Raw genomic sequence first — 20834 nt, forward strand, 5'->3', positions numbered from 1 at the left:
ATCAGGCCGTTGCGGTGGCAGGCTGCCGGCAGGAGGCGGCCACCGCGACGAATGCCACGATGCTGATCGCTCCGAGGCATGCGTTTGCGACGAGGGCGAAGCTCAGCCCGATATTCTCCATGGCCGCCGCGAACACGAAGGGCGCGCCGGCGCCAACCGCCAGACGGGCGGCCGCCATCTTGCCGGTGATCGCGCCATATCCGTCCGATCCGAACAGATAAAGCGGCAGGCTTCCCTGTGCGATGCTGTTGATCCCGGACCCGAGCCCCAGGCAGATAGCGAAGGCGACCGCACCCGGAAGCCAGTTGCCTGTCATCAGCAGGATCAGGACGCCGAAGACGATGAGCACAGCCGAGAGCACGGCCAGACCCGGCGGCGACAGGTTCTTCCCGAAGACCATGTTGATCAGACGGCTCAGAACCTGCGCCGGGCCGAACAGCGAGCCGATCACGACGGCGGCCGCGCCCAACCCGATCGAGCCGAGCATCGGCACCATATGGGCAAGGATCGCGGCGAGCGTGAAGCCGAGGAGCGCGAAGGCAAAGGAGACGATCACCATCGCGCGGCGCCGGGCGTGCGGCGGGATCGCGCCGATGACCGTCTCGCGCGGTCGGGCTGCCCCGTCGCCTGCCTTCTTTCCGAGGCTTCGGATCCAGAAGTGCAGTGGCATGCAGAGAAACAGGTTCAACGCCGCAAAGACGAGATAGATCTCCCGCCAGGACAGATAGCCGGTGAGCGTCGCCGAGATCGGCCAGAAGATCGTCGAGGCAAAACCGCCGATCAGCGTCAGATAGGTGATGCTGCGGGAAGCCGTGCGGGGATCGCTCTCGACCAGTGCCGCGAATGCCGCTTGATACTGGACCATGCCGGACGACACTTCGAGCAGGATGATGGCGATGGCGAAGATCGCGATCGAGGGCGACCAGGCGCAAAGGGCAAGCGTGACTGCGGCAAGGGCCGAGCCGATGGTCATGATCGTGGCAGCACCGATCCTGTCCATCTGCTTGCCGATATAGGTCGCCGACAGGCCACCGATGAACAGCGACACGGAGAACACGCCGAACACTTCGGCCAGCGACAAGCCGAGATCCGCCGCCATGCCGGGCGCGAGGATGCTGAAGCTGTAATAGAGGGTGCCGTAACCGATGATCTGCGTCAGGCCGAGAGCCGAGACAAGCCCGGCCGGGATTTTCGAATTATGCAACGGCGTCATCTTTGCCCACCGGGCTGCAGCAGTCGTCGGCACGCTCGACATTCTCCCTTATCGCCGGATGACCGGCGCAGCAGTCTTCCATCAGGAATTTGACGAGGTCGGCGAGCGACTCGTAGCTGGCGCTGTAGATGATCGAGCGGGATTCTCTCCGTTGTGAGATCAACCCCGACCGCTCCAACTCCTTCAGGTGAAAGGACACATTCGTGGCGGAAACGCCCATGCGCTCGGCGATGACGCCAGCGGCCAGTCCTTCTGGCCCGGCCACGACCAGCGCCCGGACGATGGCAAGGCGCGTTTCCTGGGATAGCGCGGCGAACGATGAAAGGGCTTGACGTTCATCCATACTTCAACAATCCTTGAATTATTGGATGAAGGGATAGCCCACATGAACGCGATCGACAAGACAATTTCGACAGATATCAGTCTCGGCCATCTCCTTGATGTGCTTGCGGTGGCGCCGGATGCCCCGTTGGTCTTCAGCTATGACGGCAACCCCGTTCGGCCTGGCTACCACGTCACCGAGGTGAAGACGGGGCAGTTTTCGGCGCTCGATTGCGGTGCCAACCCGGAAGCCTGGGCAGAGATCTTCGTGCAGCTCTGGGATATCGACGAGGATGGCCGCACACACATGCCGGCCGGCAAGTTCGCGGCGATCATCCGCAAAGTTTCCGACCATGTGCAGCTTGAGCCAACGGCAAAACTCACGTTCGAGGTCAGTGACGGAGAGCGGCCGATGGCCCTCTACTGCGCGTCTGCACCGCGGCTCGTCGCCGGCACCTTCGAGGTGTCCCTTGCTGCTCGACCAGCAAGCTGCAAGCCGCGGGATCGGTGGCTGGCGGAGGAGCAGGCCAAATCGTCCTGCGGACCAGCGAGCACGTCGAAGTGTTGTGCTTGAGCCGCGCAATCTGGTGGGCTCCCGGGCGCCACGCCGGGAGCGACTGGCTCACAACGCCTGAAGGAATGCCATCAGCTTGTCGGGCGGCCGGTAGCGAACACCTGTCGCGCTGACGGGCGGAAGCCGACTGAGCGCGTTTTCCTTCATGGCAAGGTCAGCCTTCATGTAGACATGCGTCGTGCTGATATCCTCGTGCCCGAGCCAAAGCGCGATCACGGTCAGATCGACGCCGGACTGCAGCAAGTGCATCGCCGTCGTGTGCCGGAAGGTATGAGGCGATATCGACTTTGACCTGATTGATGCAACAGCGCCGCCGGCAACATTGGCGGCGAGGTCGAGGCGTTGCCTGACGCTTCCGATGTCTGCCAGGCACCTTATGATGGCATGAACTCTCTTTCGGGTTTGGCCGATCTCTGCCGAGGCTCCAGCAGTTGCTCTAATTCCGCCGCGCTGAACCCCGTCCGAAGTTTCGCCGGCGTCTTCATCGCCGGTGCTGGTATGGCCCTTTCAGCTGCCGGACATCGTCGCCCAGAAGTGTCCGATATCGGAGATAACATCTTATCGAGACAGCATAGCTGCGAATGGTGGCAGGCTTCCATGCGCGACCACTTAGCACAAACTGGCGAATGTGCACGGGTGTGAGGTCGGCCGTATCGACACGGCCATCGTTTACAAAGCCAAGCAGGAGTCGGCCGACGAGATTGCGATGCTTGCGGCGAGAACCTGCGGACATGCCCCAGACCTGCTCCAGCATTTTGTCGAAAGCCTGGACTTCGCGATCGATCGCCGCGAGGTTCATCGGCGGGATCAGGCGTCGCACTCTCATTTTGATCGCAAGATTCAGGGCGTAGCGCATTGATGTCACCCCGGTGCGCATTTTCCAGAACCCGGAGCAACGGCACCATTCTCGTGCTCTGCCAGAAACGCTTCCATGTGGTCAGACGTGAAGCTGTCCATGGTCACACCGTGATCGCTCAGCCAGTAGCCAAAGTGGAGGACGACGGCGGTGTATTGGCGCCGGCGTTCGACGTCATAACCTCGGCGCTCATAATGATCGTGGACCATCCGAGCGAGTGGCCAAAGACTATTGTCTGCGTCTTCGGTTCGAAGGGGGAGGTGGAGGGGGGTCGGCAATCGCGTTCTCCTTTTTCGCTGAGTTGCGATTGTGAGCTTGCCTTCGCTCCTGTGCCCGACGCTGAGGATTGGCGGGCAACGAGCCGATTATGTGCAGCCGAAAGTCGGAGATGCCCTGCAAAGCAGGGCCATCGAGCCTGAGGTGACCATAAGTCACCACGGCTCATATTCGTGCTTATGCGGAGGTGAGCATAAGCACGAATACTTCCCGCGTGGGTCTCATTAAGACCCACCTGTTCCTGCCGCTGGCGACCTGTCGGCCGCAAGGGAAGCTTCGCCGCAGCGCTCTGCTGCAACTTTTGTCAGTTGCGCACTGCGCCCTTGCCCCCTCCGCTCTTCGCGGCGGGACGAAGGTGGCCCGCAGATTGCGGGAAAATGAAGGGACGGCCGCTGTGCGGCCGAAGAAAATATGAAACGAGAAGAATTGGAGGCGCTGCGCGCCAGGGTCAGTTGTGAAGCACTGCTAGAGCGCTCCGGCTTTAAAAACGATCTGAAAGAAAGCAGCCGTCGAGCCGTCAAATACCGGCGTGGTGGCAACATCATTATTGTGACCCATGACGGAAGAGGCTGGTTCGATCCGCTGAGTGATGAGAAGGGTGACGTCTTCGGCCTTGCGATGTTTCTGACAAGGACCACGTTCCCGGTAGCCGTGGGCGCTGTCGCAGCGCTGGTCGGGTTTCAGCTTTCCCGGCTAGAATGGCGTCCATCGCGGTCTTCGGTGGCAGACGAGGTTATTGGTGACCGTTGGAGCCGCCGGCGCTCGCCTTCGCCGGGGTCGGGCGCGTGGCGCTATCTGTCCTGGGCGCGTTTGATCCCGACGGGAATTGTGCGGCAGGCCGTTCTGGAAGACATCCTACGGGAAGGACCTTCCGGCAGCATGTGGGCCGCTCATGTTGATAGCCATGGCCGAGTGGTCGGCTGGGAAGAGCGCGGTCCCGACTGGCGTGGTTTTTCTACCGGGGGCTCGAAGGTTCTTTTCCGTTTCGGACCGAGCGATGCCTCTCGCCTCTGCGTAACCGAGGCCGCGATCGATGCGATGAGCCTCGCCGCCATCGAGGGACCGCGCGAGGGGACGCTTTATCTCAGTACCGGCGGCGGTTGGTCGCCCGCGACAGATGCCACTCTTGCAGTGCTGGCGGCTCGCCCGGGGATCAATCTGGTCGCTGCCACCGACGCAAACTCTCAAGGTGATGCCTATGCCGAGCGACTGCGTGCGCTCGCCGAAGCGTCGGGCTGTGACTGGCAGAGATTACGCCCGCCGGCAAACGACTGGAACGAGGTTCTGCAGAACAGAGAGAAGGAGAGACGGGAAAGGAAAATGAAGAAGATGAGGCCTGCCGCATGCGCGCCGGCCGCATCAAGGGAGGCTTCGCCCGGCATGCGCCGGCCCTTGACCCGGCCGGACACGGACGCAGCAACGCGCGAGGGATCATGAAGGACTGAAGAGAATGGTGAGGTCGAAACGACATTGCTGCCTTCGGTCCCCAAACCCCGAAAGGACCGTGCTGATGAGTTCGATATCCCTTCACCGTAAAGTGTTTCATGGTGTGGCCAAACGCGCCGACATGTTCCGCATGTTTGACCGGCACGCCAAGCGCCCCGACCGTTTCGACGGTGACCAGTCCACCACCTATGCTGGCGAATGGTTCGAGATCGATGAAAACTCATACTCCTATATGCTCGACATCCTGCCGCCGCTCTGGATGCGTGGACCGGTCTTTGCGATGCGCGAGTTCATGACCGGTTCCGTGACCTCGGTCCTCTACGCGATCCGGATCGATAACACCGTCCGCTATTTCCACACCTACTGCGACCTCTCCGATCCGAATTCGGTAGAGGCGATGCGTTCCTCGATCCTCGACCGCGAGACCCGGCCGGTTCGGGCAATGAGCCGCGAGGAACGGCTCGAGCATATCTGGAGCACCACTGCAGACGACTATCGCGGCTATGCCGGGCCCCGCGGGGCGAAGTCGATGCAGGGGCATCGGACGATCATGCTCTACGGAGGCAAGGAAGGCACTTTCCTGAAGCTGCTCGATACGCTCAGCGATGACGAAATCGCCGCCAAGCTGCCGGTGCATCTGCGCCATCTTCCTTCACCCCTGGCCGCATAAGCCAAACCGTTCCCCGCAGTTTGGCGATTCAGCCGGTCGAATTCTCGACCGGACGCTTGCGCACGTCCGCTTTCCAAAGGAGTTTTCAATGAGCAACGATCCCTTCACTCTCGACATGTTCGGCTCGAGCGCGCTTTCGTCAGGTCTCGGGCTCGGCGTCACCGCGTTTGGCGGTTTCTCTTCCGATGCTGCCAATGATGACGACCCGGATCTCACTCCGCCCGCGCCGGCACCTGCACTCCCCGGCTCTGCCGCACCTCTACGGCGGGCGGGACTTCGGGCAAACTTCTATCTCGACGGTGAACGCGGGCTGGGCGCCTCCTGGAAGGATCGCGCCCGCGCCAACGTTGCGGCGATCCTCGTCGCCGAGGGCATTGCCAAGCAGGACCGGTCGGCAACGCCCAAAGAGCAGGCGCAGCTGATCCGCTTCACCGGCTTCGGCGCTGGCGAGCTGGCCAATGGTATGTTTCGCCGGCCTGGCGAGGTCGATTTCCGGCAAGGTTGGGGTGACCTCGCCTCTTCGCTCGAAACCGCGGTCACAGAGGCGGACTATCTGTCGCTGGCGCGCTGCACCCAATATGCGCATTTCACGCCCGAGTTCATCATCCGGGCGATCTGGGCTGGCATCGCAAAACTCGGATGGCGCGGCGGCCGGGTGCTGGAGCCCGGTATCGGCACAGGACTGTTCCCGGCGCTGATGCCTCAGCCCTACCGCAATGCTGCCTATGTCACGGGGATCGAACTCGATCCGGTCACGGCCCGCATCGTCGGTTTGCTACAGCCGAAGGCCCGCATCATCACCGGCGACTTTGCCCGCACCGATCTGGCGCCAATCTACGATCTTGCCATCGGAAATCCCCCCTTCTCCGATCGAACAGTCCGCTCGGACCGTGCCTATCGGGCGCTCGGCCTTCGCCTGCACGATTACTTCATCGCCCGGTCGATCGATCTCCTAAAACCCGGCGCGCTGGCCGCCTTTGTCACCTCACATGGGACGATGGACAAGGCCGATACGACGGCGCGTGAGCGCATCAGCAAGTCCGCCGACCTGATCGCGGCGATCCGGCTGCCCGAGGGCAGCTTTCGCCGCGACGCCGGCACGGATGTCGTGGTCGACATTCTCTTCTTCCGCAAGCGAAACCTTGGAGAGCTAGAAGGCGACCAGCAGTGGCTCGATGTCGATGAGATTAAGCCCGCCACCGACGACGAAGGCGCAATTCGCGTCAACAGGTGGTTTGCCCGGCACCCAGATTTTGTGCTCGGCACCCACGCCCTGACCTCGGGGCCGTTCGGCGAGACCTACACATGCCGGCCCCGCGATGGCGTGGCTCTCGAAGCCGCGCTTGCCGCTGCCATCGAGCTTCTGCCGGCCGATCTCTATGACGGCGAACCGACGCCGATCTATATCAATCTTGAGGACGAACTCGGCGGGATTGTCGACCTGCAGCCGAAGGGCGGCGCTGTCCGTGAGGGCAGCTTCTTCCTCGACCGCGCCAAGGGCCTGATGCAGATGCTCGACGGGTCGGCTGTGCCGGTCATGGTCCGCAAGGGCCGCTCAGGTGATGGCGTCCCGGAAAAGCATGTCCGGATCATTTCGAAGCTGATCCCGATCCGCGATGCGGTGCGCGAGGTGCTGAAGGCACAAGAGATCGATCGGCCCTGGCGCGATCTTCAGGTTCGGCTTCGTATCGCTTGGTCGAGCTTCGTGCGCGATTTCGGGCCGATCAATCACACCACCGTGTCCATCCAGGAGGATGCCGAGACCGGCGAGATCAAGGAGGCCCACCGCCAGCCGAACCTCGCACCCTTTCGCGACGATCCGGATTGCTGGCTGGTTGCCTCGATCGAGGATTACGATCTTGAGACCGACACGGCCAAGCCCGGTCCGATCTTTTCCGAACGCGTGATAGCTCCGCCGGCGGCGCCGACCATCACGTCGCCAGCGGATGCGCTTGCCGTTGTACTGAATGAACGCGGCCATGTCGATATCGACCATATTGCCGAGCTGTTGCACGCCGATCCCGCAGTCGTGATCGACGAGTTGGGCGAGGCCATCTTCCGCGACCCGGCAGATGAGTCGTGGCAGACAGCCGATGGATATCTTTCTGGCGCCGTTCGCACCAAGCTGGCCGCCGCGCAGGCTGCGGCCGAGCTCGATCCTGTCTATGAGCGCAACGTTCGCGCCTTAACTGACGTCCAGCCGGCCGATCTTCGCCCCTCCGACATCACGGCCCGTCTCGGTGCGCCGTGGATATCGGCGGCCGATGTTGCCGCCTTCGTGAAGGAGAAGATGGAGGCGGACATTCTCATCCACCATATGCCTGAACTTGGATCCTGGACCGTCGAGGCCCGTCAGCTCGGTTACAGCGCCGCCGGCACATCGGAATGGGGCACGAGCCGCCGCCACGCCGGCGAGCTTCTCGCGGATGCGCTGAACAGCCGGGTCCCGCAGATCTTCGACGTGTTCAGGGACGCCGACGGCGAGCGCCGGGTCCTCAACGTCGTCGATACCGAAGCCGCCCGCGACAAACTGCAGAGGATCAAGCAATCCTTCCAGGATTGGATCTGGACGGACCCCGATCGCACCGATCGGCTGGCGCGCGATTACAACGACCAATTCAACAATATCGCGCCGCGCAAATTCGACGGCTCCCATCTCAAGCTTCCGGGCGCCTCTGGCGCCTTTGTTCTTTATGGGCACCAGAAACGCGGCATATGGCGGATTATCGCCGATGGCTCGACCTATCTCGCCCATGCCGTTGGCGCCGGGAAGACGATGACCATGGCAGCTGCCATCATGGAGCAACGCCGTCTCGGTCTGATCGCCAAGGCCATGCTGGTCGTACCCGGCCATTGCCTGGCGCAGGCCGCTCGCGAATTCCTCGCACTCTATCCGAATGCCCGTATTCTCGTCGCCGACGAGACCAACTTCACCAAGGACAAGCGCGCCCGGTTCCTGTCGCGCGCGGCGACCTCGACCTGGGACGCCATCATCATCACCCATTCTGCCTTCCGTTTCATCGCCGTGCCGACGGCGTTCGAACAGGAGATGATCCAGGACGAGTTGCAGCTCTATGAAGACCTGCTGACGAAGGTCGACAGCGAAGACCGTGTCTCGCGCAAGCGCCTCGAGCGGCTGAAGGAAGGGTTGCAGGAGCGGCTTGAGGCTCTGGCGACCCGCAAGGACGACCTTCTGACGATCTCCGAAATCGGTATCGACCAGATCGTCATCGACGAAGCGCAGGAATTCCGCAAGCTCTCCTTCGCCACCAACATGTCGACGCTGAAGGGCATCGATCCCAACGGCTCGCAACGTGCCTGGGATCTCTATGTGAAGTCCCGCTATATCGAAACGAAGAACCCCGGCCGCGCGCTGGTGCTCGCCTCCGGCACGCCGATCACCAATACGCTCGGCGAGATGTTCTCGATCCAACGCCTGCTCGGCTATGACGCCCTCGCCGAGCGCGGGCTGCACGAATTCGATGCCTGGGCATCCTGCTTTGGTGATACGACGACCGAACTCGAAATCCAGCCATCTGGCAAATACAAGCCGGTCAGCCGCTTCGCCAGCTTCGTCAACGTCCCCGAACTGATCGCCATGTTCCGCTCCTTCGCCGATGTCGTCATGCCTGACGATCTCCGGCAATATGTGAAGGTGCCCAACATCTCGACCGGGCGCCGACAGATCCTAACGGCCAAGCCGACGGCGTTGTTCAAGACCTACCAGCAAATGCTCGATGGCCGGATCAAGGCGATCGAAAAGCGTGAAGGGCCGGCAAAGCCAGGTGACGACATTCTGCTTTCGGTCATCACCGATGGTCGCCATGCGGCGATCGACCTGCGCTTCGTGATGCCGGCGGCCGAGAACGAGGCAGATAACAAGCTCAATCTCCTCGTGCGCAATGCCCACCGGATATGGACGGAGACCGGCGAGGCCATCTATCGTCGTCCTGACGGCAAGGAGTTTGATCTGCCAGGCGCCGCCCAGATGATCTTCTCGGATCTCGGCACGATTAATGTCGAGAAATCCCGCGGCTTCTCGGCCTATCGCTTCATCCGAGACGAACTGATCCAGCTTGGCGTGCCCGCCGCGCAGATCGCGTTTATGCAGGACTATAAAAAGACGGAGGCCAAGCAGCGGTTGTTTGGCGATGTCAGGGCGGGCAAGGTCCGCTTCCTGATCGGATCGTCGGAGACCATGGGGACCGGCGTCAACGCTCAGCTACGGCTCAAGGCCCTCCACCATCTCGATGTCCCATGGCTGCCGTCGCAGATCGAACAGCGGGAAGGCCGGATCGTTCGCCAGGGCAACCAGCACGACGAAGTCGATATCTTCGCCTATGCCACCGAGGGCTCGCTCGACGCCTCCATGTGGCAGAACAACGAGCGCAAGGCGCGATTCATCGCCGCCGCGCTCTCCGGCGACACCTCGATCCGTCGGCTGGAGGACGTTGGCGAAGGGGCCGCGAACCAGTTCGCCATGGCCAAGGCCATCGCGTCTGGCGACGAGCGCTTGATGCAGAAAGCTGGACTCGAGGCCGATATCGCCCGGCTCGAACGCCTGCGCGCCGCCCACGAGGACGACCAATATGCCGTCCGCCGGCAGATGCGCGACGCCGAGCGCGAGATCGAGGTCTCGACCCGGCGAATCGGTGAAATCGGCGAGGACATCGCACGCCTCCGGCCGACTAGCGGCGATGCCTTCACCATGACGGTGCTCGGGCAGGTTCACACCGAGCGCAGGGAGGCTGGTCGTGCCTTGATGAAGGAGATCCTCACACTTCTGCAGCTGCAGCGGGAGGGCGAGGTGCGTCTGGCAACGATCGGCGGCTTTGATCTCGTCTATGAAGGGGAGCGTTTTGGCACGGGCGATGGCTATCGTTTCGAGACGCTGCTCCAGCGCACTGGCGCCGAATATGAGGTCGATCTCTCCATCACCGTCACGCCGCTCGGCGCGATCTCGCGTCTGGAGCATGCTCTTGATGGCTTTGACGAAGAGCAGCGGCAATATCGCCGCCGATTGGACGAGGCCGGGCGCCGGCTGAATTCGTATCAATCGCGCACTGGTGGCCCATTCCAGTTCGCTGACGAGCTTGGCGCGAAAAGGAAGCGGCTTCGCGAGATCGAGGAAGAACTGGCTGCTTCGGCCATTGCTGAAGCAGACCAGATCGCCGCATGACAAACTTAAACCCAGGCTAGTTTTGCGTCTTGGTCCTGCCCCTGCCATAGCCTTCGCCAGATGGCGGGGGCCGATACTTGAAATCCCTGACCCTCGATAATATCTGAGCATCACTTCCCGTTCAGATGATGTCCTGCCACCGCTCTTGCGGTGGCTTTCGATGTCGTCCGGGATCAGCAAAAGGGCGCTCCCCTCGTGGGTTGAGCGCCCTTTTTGCGTTTCTGTTTCCAGCCGAGGTTTTCACGTGCTGCTTTGGCCGCGGGGTGCGCGCGCCGATCTTTCAACAGAGAAGCGGAAGAGCAGGAGGAGGAAGGAACCGGTCGCCGATCTGTTCTCCTGCCGCCGCTGTCGCTCAACCGCCACCTGCGCCATCCCGGCCACTCGACCTTCGCAGGGCTGTCAGCCCCGCTTGTCCTTCGCGGCAAGGATGCTCGGTTGCAGTTGCGTCAGTCCGGCCGATCGGCGGGCCGGGAGGTGTCTTCGAGAAAAATGAAGACAGGAAGGGCTGGCAAGGCGCCGGTCCGGAATTCTCCTGAAAGGACTCATCCCATGCAGATCATGAAGGTTGACCCACGCGCTCTGAAGGAAAACCCCGACCGGATGCGCCAGTCGAAGTCGTCGCCGCAGGCGGACGCGTTGATGCTGGCGACAATCAAAGCCGTCGGTATCGTTCAGCCACCTGTTGTCGCACCGGAAACGGATGGCGGAAACGGTTATATCATCGACGCCGGCCACCGCCGCGTCCGGCTCGCCATTGCTGCCGGTCTCGAAGAAATCGAGATCCTCGTCGCAGACGCCGCCAACGACAACGGCGCGATGCGGTCCATGGTCGAGAACAGCGTGCGCGAAGCCCTCAACCCCGTTGACCAGTGGCGCGGCATCGAACGGCTCGTGGCCCTCGGCTGGACCGAGGAAGCGATCGCCGTGGCTCTCGCCCTTCCCGTCCGCCAGATCCGCAAGCTACGCCTGCTCGCCAACGTCCTGCCGGCCATGCTCGAACAGATGGCGTTGGGCGATATGCCGTCCGAGCAGCAGTTGCGCGTCATCGCGGCTGCCGGACAGCTCGACCAGAAGGAGGTCTGGAAAGCCCACAAACCTAAAAAGGGTGACACCGCGCCGTGGTGGCAGGTTGCCAATGCGCTGACCAAGAAGCGTATGTATGCCAAGGATGCGAGCTTTGGCGATGATCTGGCTCAGGCCTACGGCATTGAATGGGTCGAGGATCTCTTCGCGCCGGCCGACCAGGATGGCCGCTACACCACGAATGTCGAAGGGTTCCTCGGTGCCCAGCACGAGTGGATGACGAATAATCTGCCGAAGAAGGGCGGGATCGTCGAGGTCAACAGCTGGGGCCAACCTGAACTGCCGAAGAAGGCTTCTCAGGTCTACGGCAAGCCGTCCAAGTCCGACCACACGGCGATCTATCTCGATCGCGACGGCAAGGTGCAGACCGTCCGTTATCGCATGCCCGAGACCGCGAAGCCGAAGGGAAGTGCTGGTGACGGCTCTGTTGGTGGCGGTGATGACGCTGACGCGATTGCCACCCCGAAGGTCCGGCCCGATGTCACGCAGAAGGGCCATGACATGATCGGCGATTTCCGCACCGATGCGCTGCACGACGCACTCGGCCGCGCGCCGATCGAGGACGATATGCTGATGGCGCTGATGGTGCTGGCCTTTGCCGGGCAGAATGTCCGTGTGGACTCCGGCGCAGACAGGACCTTCTATGGCGGCAAGCGCTTCTCGCGCCATGTGGTCGGACTGTTTGACGAGCATGGCAAGCTCGCCTTCGATCAAGACACCCTGAGGGTCGCGGTTCGCTCCGTGCTGATCGACGTTCTCTCTTGCCGCCGCGGCATGTCGAACAGCGGCGTGATCGCGCGCGTCGCCGGCGACGCGATCGGCGCCGACGAATTCCTGCCAAACATGGGTTCGGAAGACTTCCTCTTATGCCTGTCGCGCCAGGCGCTGGAAGCATCTTGCGCCGAAGCATCGGTCCAGCCGCGGCAGAAGGTTCGGGAAACCCGCGCCGCACTGGTCGAGCATTTCGCAACTCAGCACTTTGTCCATCCCGCCGGCCGCTTCGCGCCGCCGGCTGACGAGCTGCTCGACTGGATCCGCGCAGGTGCTGCCACTGACGTCATCGGCTCGGGCGGGCACCAGGATGACGGCGGTCATGGTGAGGACCTCGAAGCGGAGCAGGAAGGCTACGCCGGCGAAGAAGGGGACCACGACGATCCGCAGGGCACCGATGTCGGCTCGGAGGACGAGCACGATCAGGATTTCGATCAGAGGGCAGCAGCATGACCGCCGCCCTCCAGACGAAAATGGCAGCAACCACCCCCGATCTCTCGGGGGTGGAGTTTGCCACCAGCGCGGACGGCATGCCCGTCGCCCGCGTTGATGACCTGGTCCTCGCCATGGTCACATCGTACAGCGGCTTTGCTTTTTTCGCGAGCGCGGCCTTTGTTCGTCGGCCACTCGCTGAGCTGACGCGCGCCGACTTCATCGGGCACGATGGCCGCGTGGCCGACGGGACCGAGTTTCGGATGCGTGTTGTCGAGACGGCCGGGCACAAGCGTGATCTGGCTGCGCTGAATCGAGTGCAGACCCGCATGTCGGCGAGCACGCCCTGGGGGGCATCGCAGATGGCAGTCGTTTATGCCGATGGCGTCATCGCCCATAGCACGGCCGGCCACGGTGGTTTTCACCTCTCAGCCGACCGAAATGCCAAAATCCATCCGCTGCTGCGGAAGGACACACCATGGTACGAGGAAGATTGCGAATGGGCGATCGTCGCCTTCAGCTTTCCAGAGCTGTTCACTGGTTACGAGCGGTCCACTGCCGCCAAAACCATTTGCAATACCTGGCGGATGCCTGGGAGGCGATACACCGCCGTAAGCTGGCCGAGGGCGAAAGCTGGGTCAAGGATCGCAGGGCGTTCGATCAAGGTCATGCCGCGGACCACATTGTCATATCTGCAATCTTCTCCAATCAGCACCCGGGCATGACCGAGGTCGTGGCGGTTGTCGGCGGGAACCGGCGAGCAGGCAACGACGAGCGTCGCTTCCTGATCCCGAGCGACGAATATGCCAGGCGCAGCCGGTTTGGCTTTGTCATCGATCACAACCGTCATGCTGAGTATCATGGGCCATCCTCCTTCATCGGCTGGCGAGGTCGTGAGGATGGGTCATGATTGACGTCCTCACTCCAAAACCGCTGGAGCAGGCGATTGGCGCCCGGCATGAAATCCAACGGCATCTCGATTGTCTGAACCGGCAGATTGCAGCCCGTGCCGGACGGCGGGCGATCACGGTGAAGGTCCGGAGCCGGGCGCGTCGCCGATCCGGACCCAGGGTCTATTATCAGGAGCTTGCCGACCGCTTGGCCTTCGAGCGGTGGGGCGAACTCGATACGCTCACTCGCAGGTTGGTCATGCATGAGCAGATCATCGACGCGCTTGAGCATTGCACTGATGCGCCTGTTTCGCGGGTCGCAAGATAGGTGGACCTGAGGCTGGGTAGGATGCTGGATGGCCTCCAAACATCATGCGACCCCGGTGACCGCCTAGGTGGCGGGCTTGGCCATGTCCCCTTCCAGCTTTCATCTGACGTCGGACCCGTGCCGATCTGCCCTTCTTGTTCGCTGCGGTCTGAACCGGCGGCCGGTCGTTTCAAGGCCGCTATCGCGCCGCGGAGCGGCCGATCCAGCCTCTCTGCGCAAGGGCAGGCTCGCGGTCTGCTCAGGTCAAGACCTGCTGGCCCGCCACCCTGCCCTGCTGGCTCAGTCGGATCGGACCTGTGAAGCAACCCGTCCCTTGCCGGTTCTGGTCGTCCGCATCGAAGGGCAGACCGGCACGGGCCGGAACCGCTTCGGCAGCCACGGAAGGAACAGACATGGCCAAGCCCGCCACCCCCAATCGCTCCACCACCCGATCGGCGCAATCGCGCCGCGGCACCACCCTCGAAATGGTCCGCCTCTCCTGCCCCGACGCCATTCAGGCGCACAAAATCGCTGAAAGCTTCGGCACGGCTATCGTCGACAGCGATGGCATCCGCAGCCTGCATGAGCGGCTGATCGTCGAGACCGCCGACAGCCTTTCCGAGGGCTTGGGCGAGAAAGCCATGCAGATCCATCTGCAGCGCATCGTCGGAGCCTTTGTCGGATCGGCGCATGGCGCCGGACAGTTCTACTCGCGCGCTGTCACCGAAGCGCGCGATGCAACGGCCAAGGCATCGAACGATGCTCGCGACGAGGATCTCGACGGTCCGGTCGGCTATGACAGCGGCGCCCAGCGCAAGCGGGAATTCGCAGCCGACATGGGTGTCCAGTCCCACGCGCTGCGGATGGCGGCTGAAGGTGCGGTGGCCGCCTACGAACAGGTCGTCGGCGAAACCTGGAAGCCCTTCGACCGGCCGGTCGAGCACCCGGGCGCTTCGCTCGACCGCAAGGCGGCCGAGGCCCAGATGGCGGCCTTCGGTTGATGCCATCGGCGGGGGTAACCCCGCCCTTTGCATTTTGTCCCAGGCTGGCGCCAGCAAGCGCCGGCCATTTTTCGTGTCGAGAGGGAAAGCTGGCGACGCGCCTGTCGCGGCCCGTCCCGCTCGGCGGTCCTGCAGGAGCCGGGCGCCCATGCAACGGCTTTGCCGTCCTCCACGCTGTTGCGGCCGTTCCGGTGCATGGGCGCACCATCAGCTCCTGGCTTCGGACCTCCGTGACGGACCGCGACAGGCGCGGTCTTGAAAAAAGGAGAGAGAAGTCATGGTCAGGAAAACGGAAGCGGATCGCATCGACATCTACACGCGGATCACCGACCGGATCGTCGAGGATCTCGGACAGGGCGTGCGCCCCTGGATGAAGCCGTGGAGCGCCGCCAACACCAGTGACCGGATTACCCGGCCGGTGCGCCATAACGGCCTGCCCTACTCCGGCATGAACGTGCTCCTGTTGTGGTCGGAGCAGCTGTCGCGCGGCTACTCCTCCTCGATGTGGATGACATTCAAGCAGGCTCTCGAACTGGGCGGAGCCGTGCGGAAGGGCGAAACGGGCTCGACGGTTGTCTTCGCCAGTCGCTTCACCAAACCGGTGGCCGACGGGAGCGGCAACGATGTGGATCGGGAAATCCCGTTCCTGAAGGCATACTCGGTGTTCAATATCGAGCAGATCGATGGTTTGCCTGACACTTATTATGCCCCGCCAGCCAAGGTGCGGGATCCTGTCGAGCGCATCGAGAGCGCCGATCGCTTCTTCAAAGCGACGGGTGCAGTCATCCGGCATGGCGGCAACCAGGCCTACTTCTCGCCGGTCATGGACTACATCCAGATGCCACCCTTTGAGGCGTTCCGCGATGCGGCCGGTTATGCAGCCGTCCTCAGCCATGAGGCCACGCATTGGACGGCGGCGGAACATCGCGTCGGCCGTGATCTGTCGCGCTATGCAAAGGACAGGACGGAACGAGCCCGTGAAGAGCTCATCGCCGAGCTCGGCAGTTGCTTCCTTTGCGCCGATCTCGGCATCGCGCCGGAGCTGGAGCCACGGCCCGATCATGCGTCCTACCTGCAGTCCTGGCTATCGATCCTTGCCAACGACAAGCGGGCCATCTTCCAGGCCGCGGCGCATGCGCAGCGCGCGGTGAGCTTCCTGCATTCCCTACAGCCGGAAGTGGATCTGAAGGCTGCGGCCTGAAGGTCAAGCGCGGACGTCACCACCGGTGGCGGCCGCTTCTTCCATATCACGCTGATCTTGGAGACCTTGTGCGATGTCAGTATCCAGCTTTCCCCAGATCGACGGTTTCAGAGCGTCGGGCTTCGGTTTGCGGGATGGCTTGCGTTCGATGATGAACGGCTTGGTCTGCTGACGCATTGATCCTCCAGGCTGCGATTCGCGAGCGCAACGATATCGCACCGGGCATAACAGGCAAGCCGGACCACGTTCGCATGGTAACCACTCCCCAATCGAAGCAGACTCCGAGGACGGGACAAGTGTAGCATGAACCAGGTTGCCATTCTTCCCTCGGGCAAACGCGGTGAGCGCCAGTGCCTTATCCCTTCACGACAGAGTTTCCGGCAACCCATCTGCGGGCTCGATGGGGCATGTCTGACCGGAGACCGGCTGCGCCTCGATCGTCTTCCCGCAACGACAAGGCTCAGATTTCTTACCCCGGATCCCTCACGGGCTCCTCCTCTCCCACTAACAAATCTGCGACTTGTCGCCCTCCATTGCATTGCGGCCTTATCAGGTGCGGTCCGATCGTCACCGGTCTTGTCGACTGCCATCGAGGCCGCGATGGGCGCGACCCGAACCACGAAAAGGAATACGACAATGGCAACCATCGGCACCTTCACCTCCACCGAAAACGGCTTCACCGGCTCCATTCGCACGCTCGCCCTCAACGTCAAGGCACGCATCGCCCGGGTCGAGAACCCTTCCGACAAGGGCCCGCAGTTCCGCGTCTACGCCGGGAGCGTTGAACTCGGCGCCGCCTGGCAGAAGACCTCCGAGCAGGGCCGCGACTACCTCTCGGTCAAGCTCGACGATCCCAGCTTCCCTGCCCCGATCTACGCAACGCTCGCCGAGGTCGAAGGCGAAGAAGGCCTCCAGCTCATCTGGTCCCGCCCGAACCGCGACTGATCAGGATCACGAGGCTCCGCCACCGGCGGAGCCTTCTCTCCTGCCAAGAGATCAAAGCCGGATCTGGCATCGAGCCAGGCCCGGCTTTTTTGGTGGCATACGGTAAGCGGGGGAAGCTGCTCAGAATGCAGGATTGTGCCAAGCGGCAATGCCGGCCTCAAGGATGAGCGGTTCCCCCAATTTGCTCCACCTGCCCTCAAGGCCAGCTTCCGCAAATCGGCTCCCCCACTCCCCGGCTCTGCCGGTCGCTGGCGCGATCCCTGACCCCGCCATCCCCTCTCGGACCCGTCGGTCATCTTCCACAAACTTCAAGGAGACGAAGATGAACGACGAACTCGAAATCCAGATCGAAGAACTGCGGGCCGAGCTGCGCAATGCTGTCGATGGCGCCGAGCGCCGCCAGATCGAGGCCGAACTCGAAATCGCCCACGCGGAGTTGATCGTCTCAGTTGCCGAGCTGGACGGCCTTGCTGAAGCTGAGCCACCTTTCTGAGGTGGTTTCCCCCGCTTGTCGCCTTCGGATCAGAGCCGCTGCAATTTTCCTGTCGATCCCATTTCATCGACATTGGGAATGATGCGGATCGTGCGTCCCGCCGCAACCTGCTGACGGCATAATTTTCCCCGCCTTTGGCTCCTCGCGCATCAAAATTCAGCCGTCCTCAGGTCCTCCGCTGCGCTCCGGCCGTGCCCGGTGCGGCACTCCTTCCCGATCCGCATTTCATCCCCGCGACGAAACGCGATCGACAGGAGAAATCACATGCAACAGCTCGCTAAGTTCCTCAAAGCTACCGGCCGCCGGCTCCGTATCCTCGCCAAGGTGATCTGTCACTTCTTCCGCAAGGGCAAGCTCGGTATGAAGATCGCGATCAAGATCCCGTTCTTCGTCGAAGTCGAGGTCAATTTCGAGACCGACTGGAACCGACGGCGGTAACCGCCGTGCTGGCCCGGCTCGCCGGGCCAATTTTCCTACCTCAGCACCATGGCTCCCGTCGGCCGCTCCATGTCCTAGCGAGGCCTTCCGACACGAGAACATCGCCCAGACTGCGGCCGTCTCTGATCAGGACACGAAGCTTGCGGCCATACCGGTCGGCATCTCGGCCGGGCCACGCTTTGATCTCGAAGGGACCCTCGTTGATCAGCTCAAGCATCCTGTCCGTGGCGCGGTTACCAAGTGCCAGCTCCGACGAGCACTTCGGTTCGCCCACCTCCGGCGTGTCGATATCGGCGATGCGGATCTTCTGGCGGTTCAGCCAGATCGTGTCTCCGTCGACGACGCAAGCCTCGCGCGAGCCCGTGGCGCATTTCTGGAATTGCATGCCTAAATTGGATCTGTTGTCGCTCGCGTAGGCTGAAATGCTGGTTGACGCGTTGAAGGCTGGAAAAGCTGCGAACAACGCCAACAGTGTCAACCGGATTGATCTCGACGTTCGCCTATCAGCACCAATTCTGATCTCGTCTTCATTCTTGCCCTTCAAATCCACAAGCCCTTAAATCAGTTGCCGGCACGCTTTACGCGCCACGGCTGAGTAGCCACGACGCTTTTTCTGGCGGAGGAGTTCGAGAAACAGAACGACGGCTTCACGTTCGGTTTTGAAATGATGGCTCATCGTCTGGCCGCTCGTTCCGATACGACCCCAACATCGCATCAGGCAAGTTTCCCCGAACAGGTTTGGCTCGATGGACATCGCATAGAAGCGGGCCATGTTTTTCGTGAGGTCTGTCCTCTCGACATAAAGATGATAGGGCTGGGTGATCATGCCGGCATGATCGTGCCTTTAGGAGTCGCCGTCCAACGAGAGTTTTGAATCGCTCGGAGGCAATCGATTCATTTCCGTGATGTGGAGACGCTAGCGAGTTTGGGCGGTCCGCCTTCGGCGTACGGCTCTATTCGCTGGGGCGAACGAAGCCCACATTCGGTCTTCGCCCATCCGGGTCACGATCCTTCCGCAGGCCGCGGGCTCGGCCGGTTCGCGCCAACAGCAGAATTTGCGAAGTCATGCCCACGCCGTATCCAAAATCTTGCGGCGCAACATGCAGTTCCGAACCTTCGCGGCAGCAGCAACCTAACGCACGAGACACTGCCTCATCTCAACACGTGCGAGGTCTTAATCCCAGTCAGGCTCGTCACCCCTATCCTCGTAGTGTGCTTCGTGCGCGCCACATTCTAGGCACATCATTCCACCTGCGGTCTCAACCTCTGTCCAACCGCAAGCCCAGCCACAGCGCGGGCAGAATTCGTCTACCTCGAACTCGCCCCAATGCCATGGACTGGCGTACACCGGGATGGCATGGCTATCGAGACCAATGATTTCGAAAGGATCGCCCTCGGTTGCCAGAAATGCGTTGGTGGAATGGCTATGGAGTGCGTCGAAGATTTGCTCTGGGTCCACGCTGAACCATTCGCCACGCACCACATCGTCTTTGAGGCGCTTATGCAGATCGGCCTCAACTCGCCGATCCTCTGCACGGTCCTTTGTGCGAATGAACCCCATGACAGCGATCTCCCGAGGGTTGCCTGTCTGAAGGTTTCGCAGTCTTCTTGGGATATCATTCGAATAGCCAACCTTGACCGAATAACGCCAGTCGCCACCCGGGTCCCGTTCAGCGAAAAAATATACTGCCACCTAGTCATCCGATAATGTGTGAAATTATTTTTAAACAGTGGATGAAAGTGTGCGGCGGTCAAGAGGGCTCAAGCATCAGCGTCTGCAAAGGGGCCGAAAGCGGAAGCCGGCATTTGGCGATGAGCAAGATCGTCGGGTCCGGCGTAGCGCCTTTCCTATACGTGGTACCTCGACATTGAGGCCTCTGGTTTGTCATGGACTACTGTCCATGCAAAGAAGCCGACGAACCAACTACGAGAGGTGCAGATGGACAACGCTATCCAAATTGACAACCGCGGCGACTTTGGCCTGTGGGCGATCGAAGTGGCCGAGCAGATCGTCGCGGATCAGGGGTACGAGCTTGCCCGTGCTGCGCGAGACGGCTCCGAGGACGACGTTCGCGTGGCTGGCAACGCTCTCGGTCAAGCCATCACCAACGCGATGATGGAGGTGTTCGACGGACTGACCGAAGGGGTCTCCGACGCGTAGACGGCCTTCTTAAGCGGGATGCTTCGGTCGGGGCCAGTCGGGTCCCGGCTTCCGCTTATGCGGCGCTATGCTAAGCCTCCTGCGGCTGCCCGGTATCCGCCTGAAGCATGACGAGAATTCCCGAAATCACGCCCTTTCAGGTCGTCGCTATGCTGATTTCTCCGATGCTCTTCATTGTTCATGGGCGGGCGCGTTGCGCCGCGAGAACCTGCTCTGCTCAACGCAAGCTTTCATATCTTCCCGCCGGAACCAGATGGCGCGACCGCACCTCAGCGGCGGGTTGCCCGCCGTGAAGACGATCTGCTCGTCCGCCCTCATGCGAAGCACCTCATGTGGCTGGATGAGTGGCCGAGCGGCCAGTTGCTTCGACCGCGTCCGCGACGAGCCGCGCGACTGGAAGCTTCGGCTGACCTGATCGATTTCGACCGTCGTCATGCCGCAGCGGCGAGAGATGTAGTCAGCGGTTTCCGGATCGTTGATGGCCGCGAAACTGATCCAGCTCGCGCTTTCGAACCACTTGCTGGAGGCGTCGCGCCCGCCATAGGTTTCGCGCAGCTGGCCGATCGACTGATAGATC

24 protein-coding genes are annotated in these 20834 nt (G+C 62.0%); 14 read left to right on the plus strand and 10 right to left on the minus strand.

Annotated features, from left to right (window positions below):
• Window position 1 precedes the first annotated feature (1 nt).
• Window positions 2-1213: an arsenite efflux MFS transporter ArsK gene (gene arsK, locus AC0JZ4_RS26395; protein WP_471889486.1), complete on the minus strand. Its 1212-nt coding sequence runs from the start codon at window positions 1211-1213 to the stop codon at window positions 2-4.
• On the minus strand, window positions 1197-1556 hold the full coding sequence (locus tag AC0JZ4_RS26400; RefSeq protein ID WP_471889487.1) for an ArsR/SmtB family transcription factor: 360 nt from the start codon (window positions 1554-1556) through the stop codon (window positions 1197-1199). Before AC0JZ4_RS26400 ends, arsK begins: the two co-directional genes overlap by 17 nt.
• Window positions 1557-1598: 42 nt before the next feature.
• Between AC0JZ4_RS26400 and AC0JZ4_RS26405 the strand changes: the two genes are divergently transcribed.
• The gene (locus AC0JZ4_RS26405) at window positions 1599-2108 is read left to right on the plus strand and encodes a DUF6428 family protein (RefSeq protein ID WP_471889488.1); all 510 of its coding nucleotides are present in this window, start codon (window positions 1599-1601) and stop codon (window positions 2106-2108) included.
• 48 nt (window positions 2109-2156) lie between these two features.
• On the opposite strand, the gene AC0JZ4_RS26410 is transcribed toward AC0JZ4_RS26405, so the two are convergent.
• Both AC0JZ4_RS26410 and AC0JZ4_RS26415 read right to left on the minus strand, forming a co-directional pair.
• On the minus strand, window positions 2157-2549 hold the full coding sequence (locus AC0JZ4_RS26410) for a tyrosine-type recombinase/integrase (RefSeq protein ID WP_471889507.1): 393 nt from the start codon (window positions 2547-2549) through the stop codon (window positions 2157-2159).
• Between the two features lie 40 nt (window positions 2550-2589).
• Window positions 2590-2964 (minus strand): hypothetical protein, encoded by a 375-nt coding sequence (locus tag AC0JZ4_RS26415; RefSeq protein ID WP_471889489.1) that lies wholly within the window; start codon window positions 2962-2964, stop codon window positions 2590-2592.
• Between the two features lie 687 nt (window positions 2965-3651).
• Between AC0JZ4_RS26415 and AC0JZ4_RS26420 the strand changes: the two genes are divergently transcribed.
• The 7 genes from AC0JZ4_RS26420 to AC0JZ4_RS26450 all read left to right on the plus strand — a co-directional run bounded on the left by AC0JZ4_RS26420 (window position 3652) and on the right by AC0JZ4_RS26450 (window position 14039).
• Entirely contained in the window at window positions 3652-4677 is a 1026-nt protein-coding gene (locus AC0JZ4_RS26420) for a DUF3991 and toprim domain-containing protein (RefSeq protein WP_471889490.1), read from the plus strand.
• 73 nt (window positions 4678-4750) lie between these two features.
• Window positions 4751-5356, plus strand: coding sequence for a DUF1419 domain-containing protein (locus AC0JZ4_RS26425; protein ID WP_471889491.1), 606 nt, complete (start codon window positions 4751-4753; stop codon window positions 5354-5356).
• A gap of 88 nt (window positions 5357-5444) precedes the next feature.
• On the plus strand, window positions 5445-10535 hold the full coding sequence (locus AC0JZ4_RS26430; protein ID WP_471889492.1) for a DEAD/DEAH box helicase family protein: 5091 nt from the start codon (window positions 5445-5447) through the stop codon (window positions 10533-10535).
• Between the two features lie 549 nt (window positions 10536-11084).
• A complete protein-coding gene (locus AC0JZ4_RS26435) occupies window positions 11085-12842 on the plus strand; it encodes a ParB N-terminal domain-containing protein (protein ID WP_471889493.1) in 1758 nt (585 codons plus the stop codon).
• The gene (locus AC0JZ4_RS26440; RefSeq protein ID WP_471889494.1) at window positions 12839-13546 is read left to right on the plus strand and encodes a DUF7007 domain-containing protein; all 708 of its coding nucleotides are present in this window, start codon (window positions 12839-12841) and stop codon (window positions 13544-13546) included. Before AC0JZ4_RS26435 ends, AC0JZ4_RS26440 begins: the two co-directional genes overlap by 4 nt.
• A complete protein-coding gene (locus AC0JZ4_RS26445) occupies window positions 13543-13731 on the plus strand; it encodes a hypothetical protein (protein ID WP_471889495.1) in 189 nt (62 codons plus the stop codon). The genes AC0JZ4_RS26440 and AC0JZ4_RS26445 overlap by 4 nt, the downstream gene beginning before the upstream one ends.
• Window positions 13728-14039, plus strand: coding sequence for a hypothetical protein (locus AC0JZ4_RS26450; protein WP_471889496.1), 312 nt, complete (start codon window positions 13728-13730; stop codon window positions 14037-14039). Before AC0JZ4_RS26445 ends, AC0JZ4_RS26450 begins: the two co-directional genes overlap by 4 nt.
• Before the next feature lie 238 nt (window positions 14040-14277).
• Here the strand turns inward: AC0JZ4_RS26450 and AC0JZ4_RS26455 are convergent, their stop codons facing one another.
• The gene (locus tag AC0JZ4_RS26455) at window positions 14278-14433 is read right to left on the minus strand and encodes a hypothetical protein (RefSeq protein ID WP_471889497.1); all 156 of its coding nucleotides are present in this window, start codon (window positions 14431-14433) and stop codon (window positions 14278-14280) included.
• Between AC0JZ4_RS26455 and AC0JZ4_RS26460 the strand changes: the two genes are divergently transcribed.
• Entirely contained in the window at window positions 14432-15019 is a 588-nt protein-coding gene (locus AC0JZ4_RS26460) for a hypothetical protein (protein ID WP_471889498.1), read from the plus strand. The genes AC0JZ4_RS26455 and AC0JZ4_RS26460 overlap by 2 nt on opposite strands.
• A gap of 277 nt (window positions 15020-15296) precedes the next feature.
• Window positions 15297-16220 carry an ArdC family protein gene (locus tag AC0JZ4_RS26465; RefSeq protein ID WP_471889499.1) on the plus strand — a complete coding sequence of 308 codons (924 nt, stop codon included), beginning with the start codon at window positions 15297-15299 and terminating at the stop codon, window positions 16218-16220.
• 3 nt (window positions 16221-16223) lie between these two features.
• On the opposite strand, the gene AC0JZ4_RS26470 is transcribed toward AC0JZ4_RS26465, so the two are convergent.
• Window positions 16224-16397 (minus strand): hypothetical protein, encoded by a 174-nt coding sequence (locus AC0JZ4_RS26470; RefSeq protein WP_471889500.1) that lies wholly within the window; start codon window positions 16395-16397, stop codon window positions 16224-16226.
• Between the two features lie 459 nt (window positions 16398-16856).
• Between AC0JZ4_RS26470 and AC0JZ4_RS26475 the strand changes: the two genes are divergently transcribed.
• The 3 genes from AC0JZ4_RS26475 to AC0JZ4_RS26485 all read left to right on the plus strand — a co-directional run bounded on the left by AC0JZ4_RS26475 (window position 16857) and on the right by AC0JZ4_RS26485 (window position 18096).
• Window positions 16857-17165 (plus strand): DUF736 domain-containing protein, encoded by a 309-nt coding sequence (locus tag AC0JZ4_RS26475; protein ID WP_052821062.1) that lies wholly within the window; start codon window positions 16857-16859, stop codon window positions 17163-17165.
• 322 nt (window positions 17166-17487) lie between these two features.
• Window positions 17488-17658: a hypothetical protein gene (locus AC0JZ4_RS26480; RefSeq protein WP_471889501.1), complete on the plus strand. Its 171-nt coding sequence runs from the start codon at window positions 17488-17490 to the stop codon at window positions 17656-17658.
• A gap of 264 nt (window positions 17659-17922) precedes the next feature.
• The gene (locus AC0JZ4_RS26485) at window positions 17923-18096 is read left to right on the plus strand and encodes a hypothetical protein (RefSeq protein ID WP_234189502.1); all 174 of its coding nucleotides are present in this window, start codon (window positions 17923-17925) and stop codon (window positions 18094-18096) included.
• 40 nt (window positions 18097-18136) lie between these two features.
• Here AC0JZ4_RS26485 and AC0JZ4_RS26490 read toward each other — a convergent pair whose 3' ends face one another.
• The 3 genes from AC0JZ4_RS26490 to AC0JZ4_RS26500 all read right to left on the minus strand — a co-directional run bounded on the left by AC0JZ4_RS26490 (window position 18137) and on the right by AC0JZ4_RS26500 (window position 19789).
• A complete protein-coding gene (locus AC0JZ4_RS26490; RefSeq protein ID WP_151686695.1) occupies window positions 18137-18481 on the minus strand; it encodes a thermonuclease family protein in 345 nt (114 codons plus the stop codon).
• Between the two features lie 171 nt (window positions 18482-18652).
• On the minus strand, window positions 18653-18922 hold the full coding sequence (locus AC0JZ4_RS26495; RefSeq protein ID WP_037094168.1) for a WGR domain-containing protein: 270 nt from the start codon (window positions 18920-18922) through the stop codon (window positions 18653-18655).
• Window positions 18923-19270: 348 nt separating this feature from the next.
• Window positions 19271-19789 carry a GIY-YIG nuclease family protein gene (locus tag AC0JZ4_RS26500; protein WP_174046955.1) on the minus strand — a complete coding sequence of 173 codons (519 nt, stop codon included), beginning with the start codon at window positions 19787-19789 and terminating at the stop codon, window positions 19271-19273.
• 246 nt (window positions 19790-20035) lie between these two features.
• On the opposite strand from AC0JZ4_RS26500, the gene AC0JZ4_RS26505 reads away from it, so the two are divergent.
• Window positions 20036-20257 (plus strand): hypothetical protein, encoded by a 222-nt coding sequence (locus tag AC0JZ4_RS26505; RefSeq protein ID WP_471889502.1) that lies wholly within the window; start codon window positions 20036-20038, stop codon window positions 20255-20257.
• A 171-nt stretch (window positions 20258-20428) separates the two neighbouring features.
• Here the strand turns inward: AC0JZ4_RS26505 and AC0JZ4_RS26510 are convergent.
• Window positions 20429-20834, minus strand: a 406-nt coding sequence (locus AC0JZ4_RS26510) for a type IV secretory system conjugative DNA transfer family protein (protein ID WP_471889503.1), incomplete at its 5' end; no start/stop codon positions are given.

Source organism: [Rhizobium] kunmingense, from assembly GCF_977018605.1.

Bases quoted from the DNA above. Each gene is read 5' to 3' on its own strand.
- arsK (WP_471889486.1), bottom strand. From the start codon at position 1,213: ATGACGCCGTTGCATAATTCGAAAATCCCGGCCGGGCTTGTCTCGGCT.
- AC0JZ4_RS26400 (WP_471889487.1), bottom strand. From the start codon at position 1,556: ATGGATGAACGTCAAGCCCTTTCATCGTTCGCCGCGCTATCCCAGGAA.
- AC0JZ4_RS26405 (WP_471889488.1), top strand. From the start codon at position 1,599: ATGAACGCGATCGACAAGACAATTTCGACAGATATCAGTCTCGGCCAT.
- AC0JZ4_RS26415 (WP_471889489.1), bottom strand. From the start codon at position 2,964: ATGCGCTACGCCCTGAATCTTGCGATCAAAATGAGAGTGCGACGCCTG.
- AC0JZ4_RS26420 (WP_471889490.1), top strand. From the start codon at position 3,652: ATGAAACGAGAAGAATTGGAGGCGCTGCGCGCCAGGGTCAGTTGTGAA.
- AC0JZ4_RS26425 (WP_471889491.1), top strand. From the start codon at position 4,751: ATGAGTTCGATATCCCTTCACCGTAAAGTGTTTCATGGTGTGGCCAAA.
- AC0JZ4_RS26430 (WP_471889492.1), top strand. From the start codon at position 5,445: ATGAGCAACGATCCCTTCACTCTCGACATGTTCGGCTCGAGCGCGCTT.
- AC0JZ4_RS26435 (WP_471889493.1), top strand. From the start codon at position 11,085: ATGCAGATCATGAAGGTTGACCCACGCGCTCTGAAGGAAAACCCCGAC.
- AC0JZ4_RS26440 (WP_471889494.1), top strand. From the start codon at position 12,839: ATGACCGCCGCCCTCCAGACGAAAATGGCAGCAACCACCCCCGATCTC.
- AC0JZ4_RS26445 (WP_471889495.1), top strand. From the start codon at position 13,543: ATGACCGAGGTCGTGGCGGTTGTCGGCGGGAACCGGCGAGCAGGCAAC.
- AC0JZ4_RS26450 (WP_471889496.1), top strand. From the start codon at position 13,728: ATGATTGACGTCCTCACTCCAAAACCGCTGGAGCAGGCGATTGGCGCC.
- AC0JZ4_RS26460 (WP_471889498.1), top strand. From the start codon at position 14,432: ATGGCCAAGCCCGCCACCCCCAATCGCTCCACCACCCGATCGGCGCAA.
- AC0JZ4_RS26455 (WP_471889497.1), bottom strand. From the start codon at position 14,433: ATGTCTGTTCCTTCCGTGGCTGCCGAAGCGGTTCCGGCCCGTGCCGGT.
- AC0JZ4_RS26465 (WP_471889499.1), top strand. From the start codon at position 15,297: ATGGTCAGGAAAACGGAAGCGGATCGCATCGACATCTACACGCGGATC.
- AC0JZ4_RS26470 (WP_471889500.1), bottom strand. From the start codon at position 16,397: ATGCGTCAGCAGACCAAGCCGTTCATCATCGAACGCAAGCCATCCCGC.
- AC0JZ4_RS26475 (WP_052821062.1), top strand. From the start codon at position 16,857: ATGGCAACCATCGGCACCTTCACCTCCACCGAAAACGGCTTCACCGGC.
- AC0JZ4_RS26480 (WP_471889501.1), top strand. From the start codon at position 17,488: ATGAACGACGAACTCGAAATCCAGATCGAAGAACTGCGGGCCGAGCTG.
- AC0JZ4_RS26485 (WP_234189502.1), top strand. From the start codon at position 17,923: ATGCAACAGCTCGCTAAGTTCCTCAAAGCTACCGGCCGCCGGCTCCGT.
- AC0JZ4_RS26490 (WP_151686695.1), bottom strand. From the start codon at position 18,481: ATGCAATTCCAGAAATGCGCCACGGGCTCGCGCGAGGCTTGCGTCGTC.
- AC0JZ4_RS26495 (WP_037094168.1), bottom strand. From the start codon at position 18,922: ATGATCACCCAGCCCTATCATCTTTATGTCGAGAGGACAGACCTCACG.
- AC0JZ4_RS26505 (WP_471889502.1), top strand. From the start codon at position 20,036: ATGGACAACGCTATCCAAATTGACAACCGCGGCGACTTTGGCCTGTGG.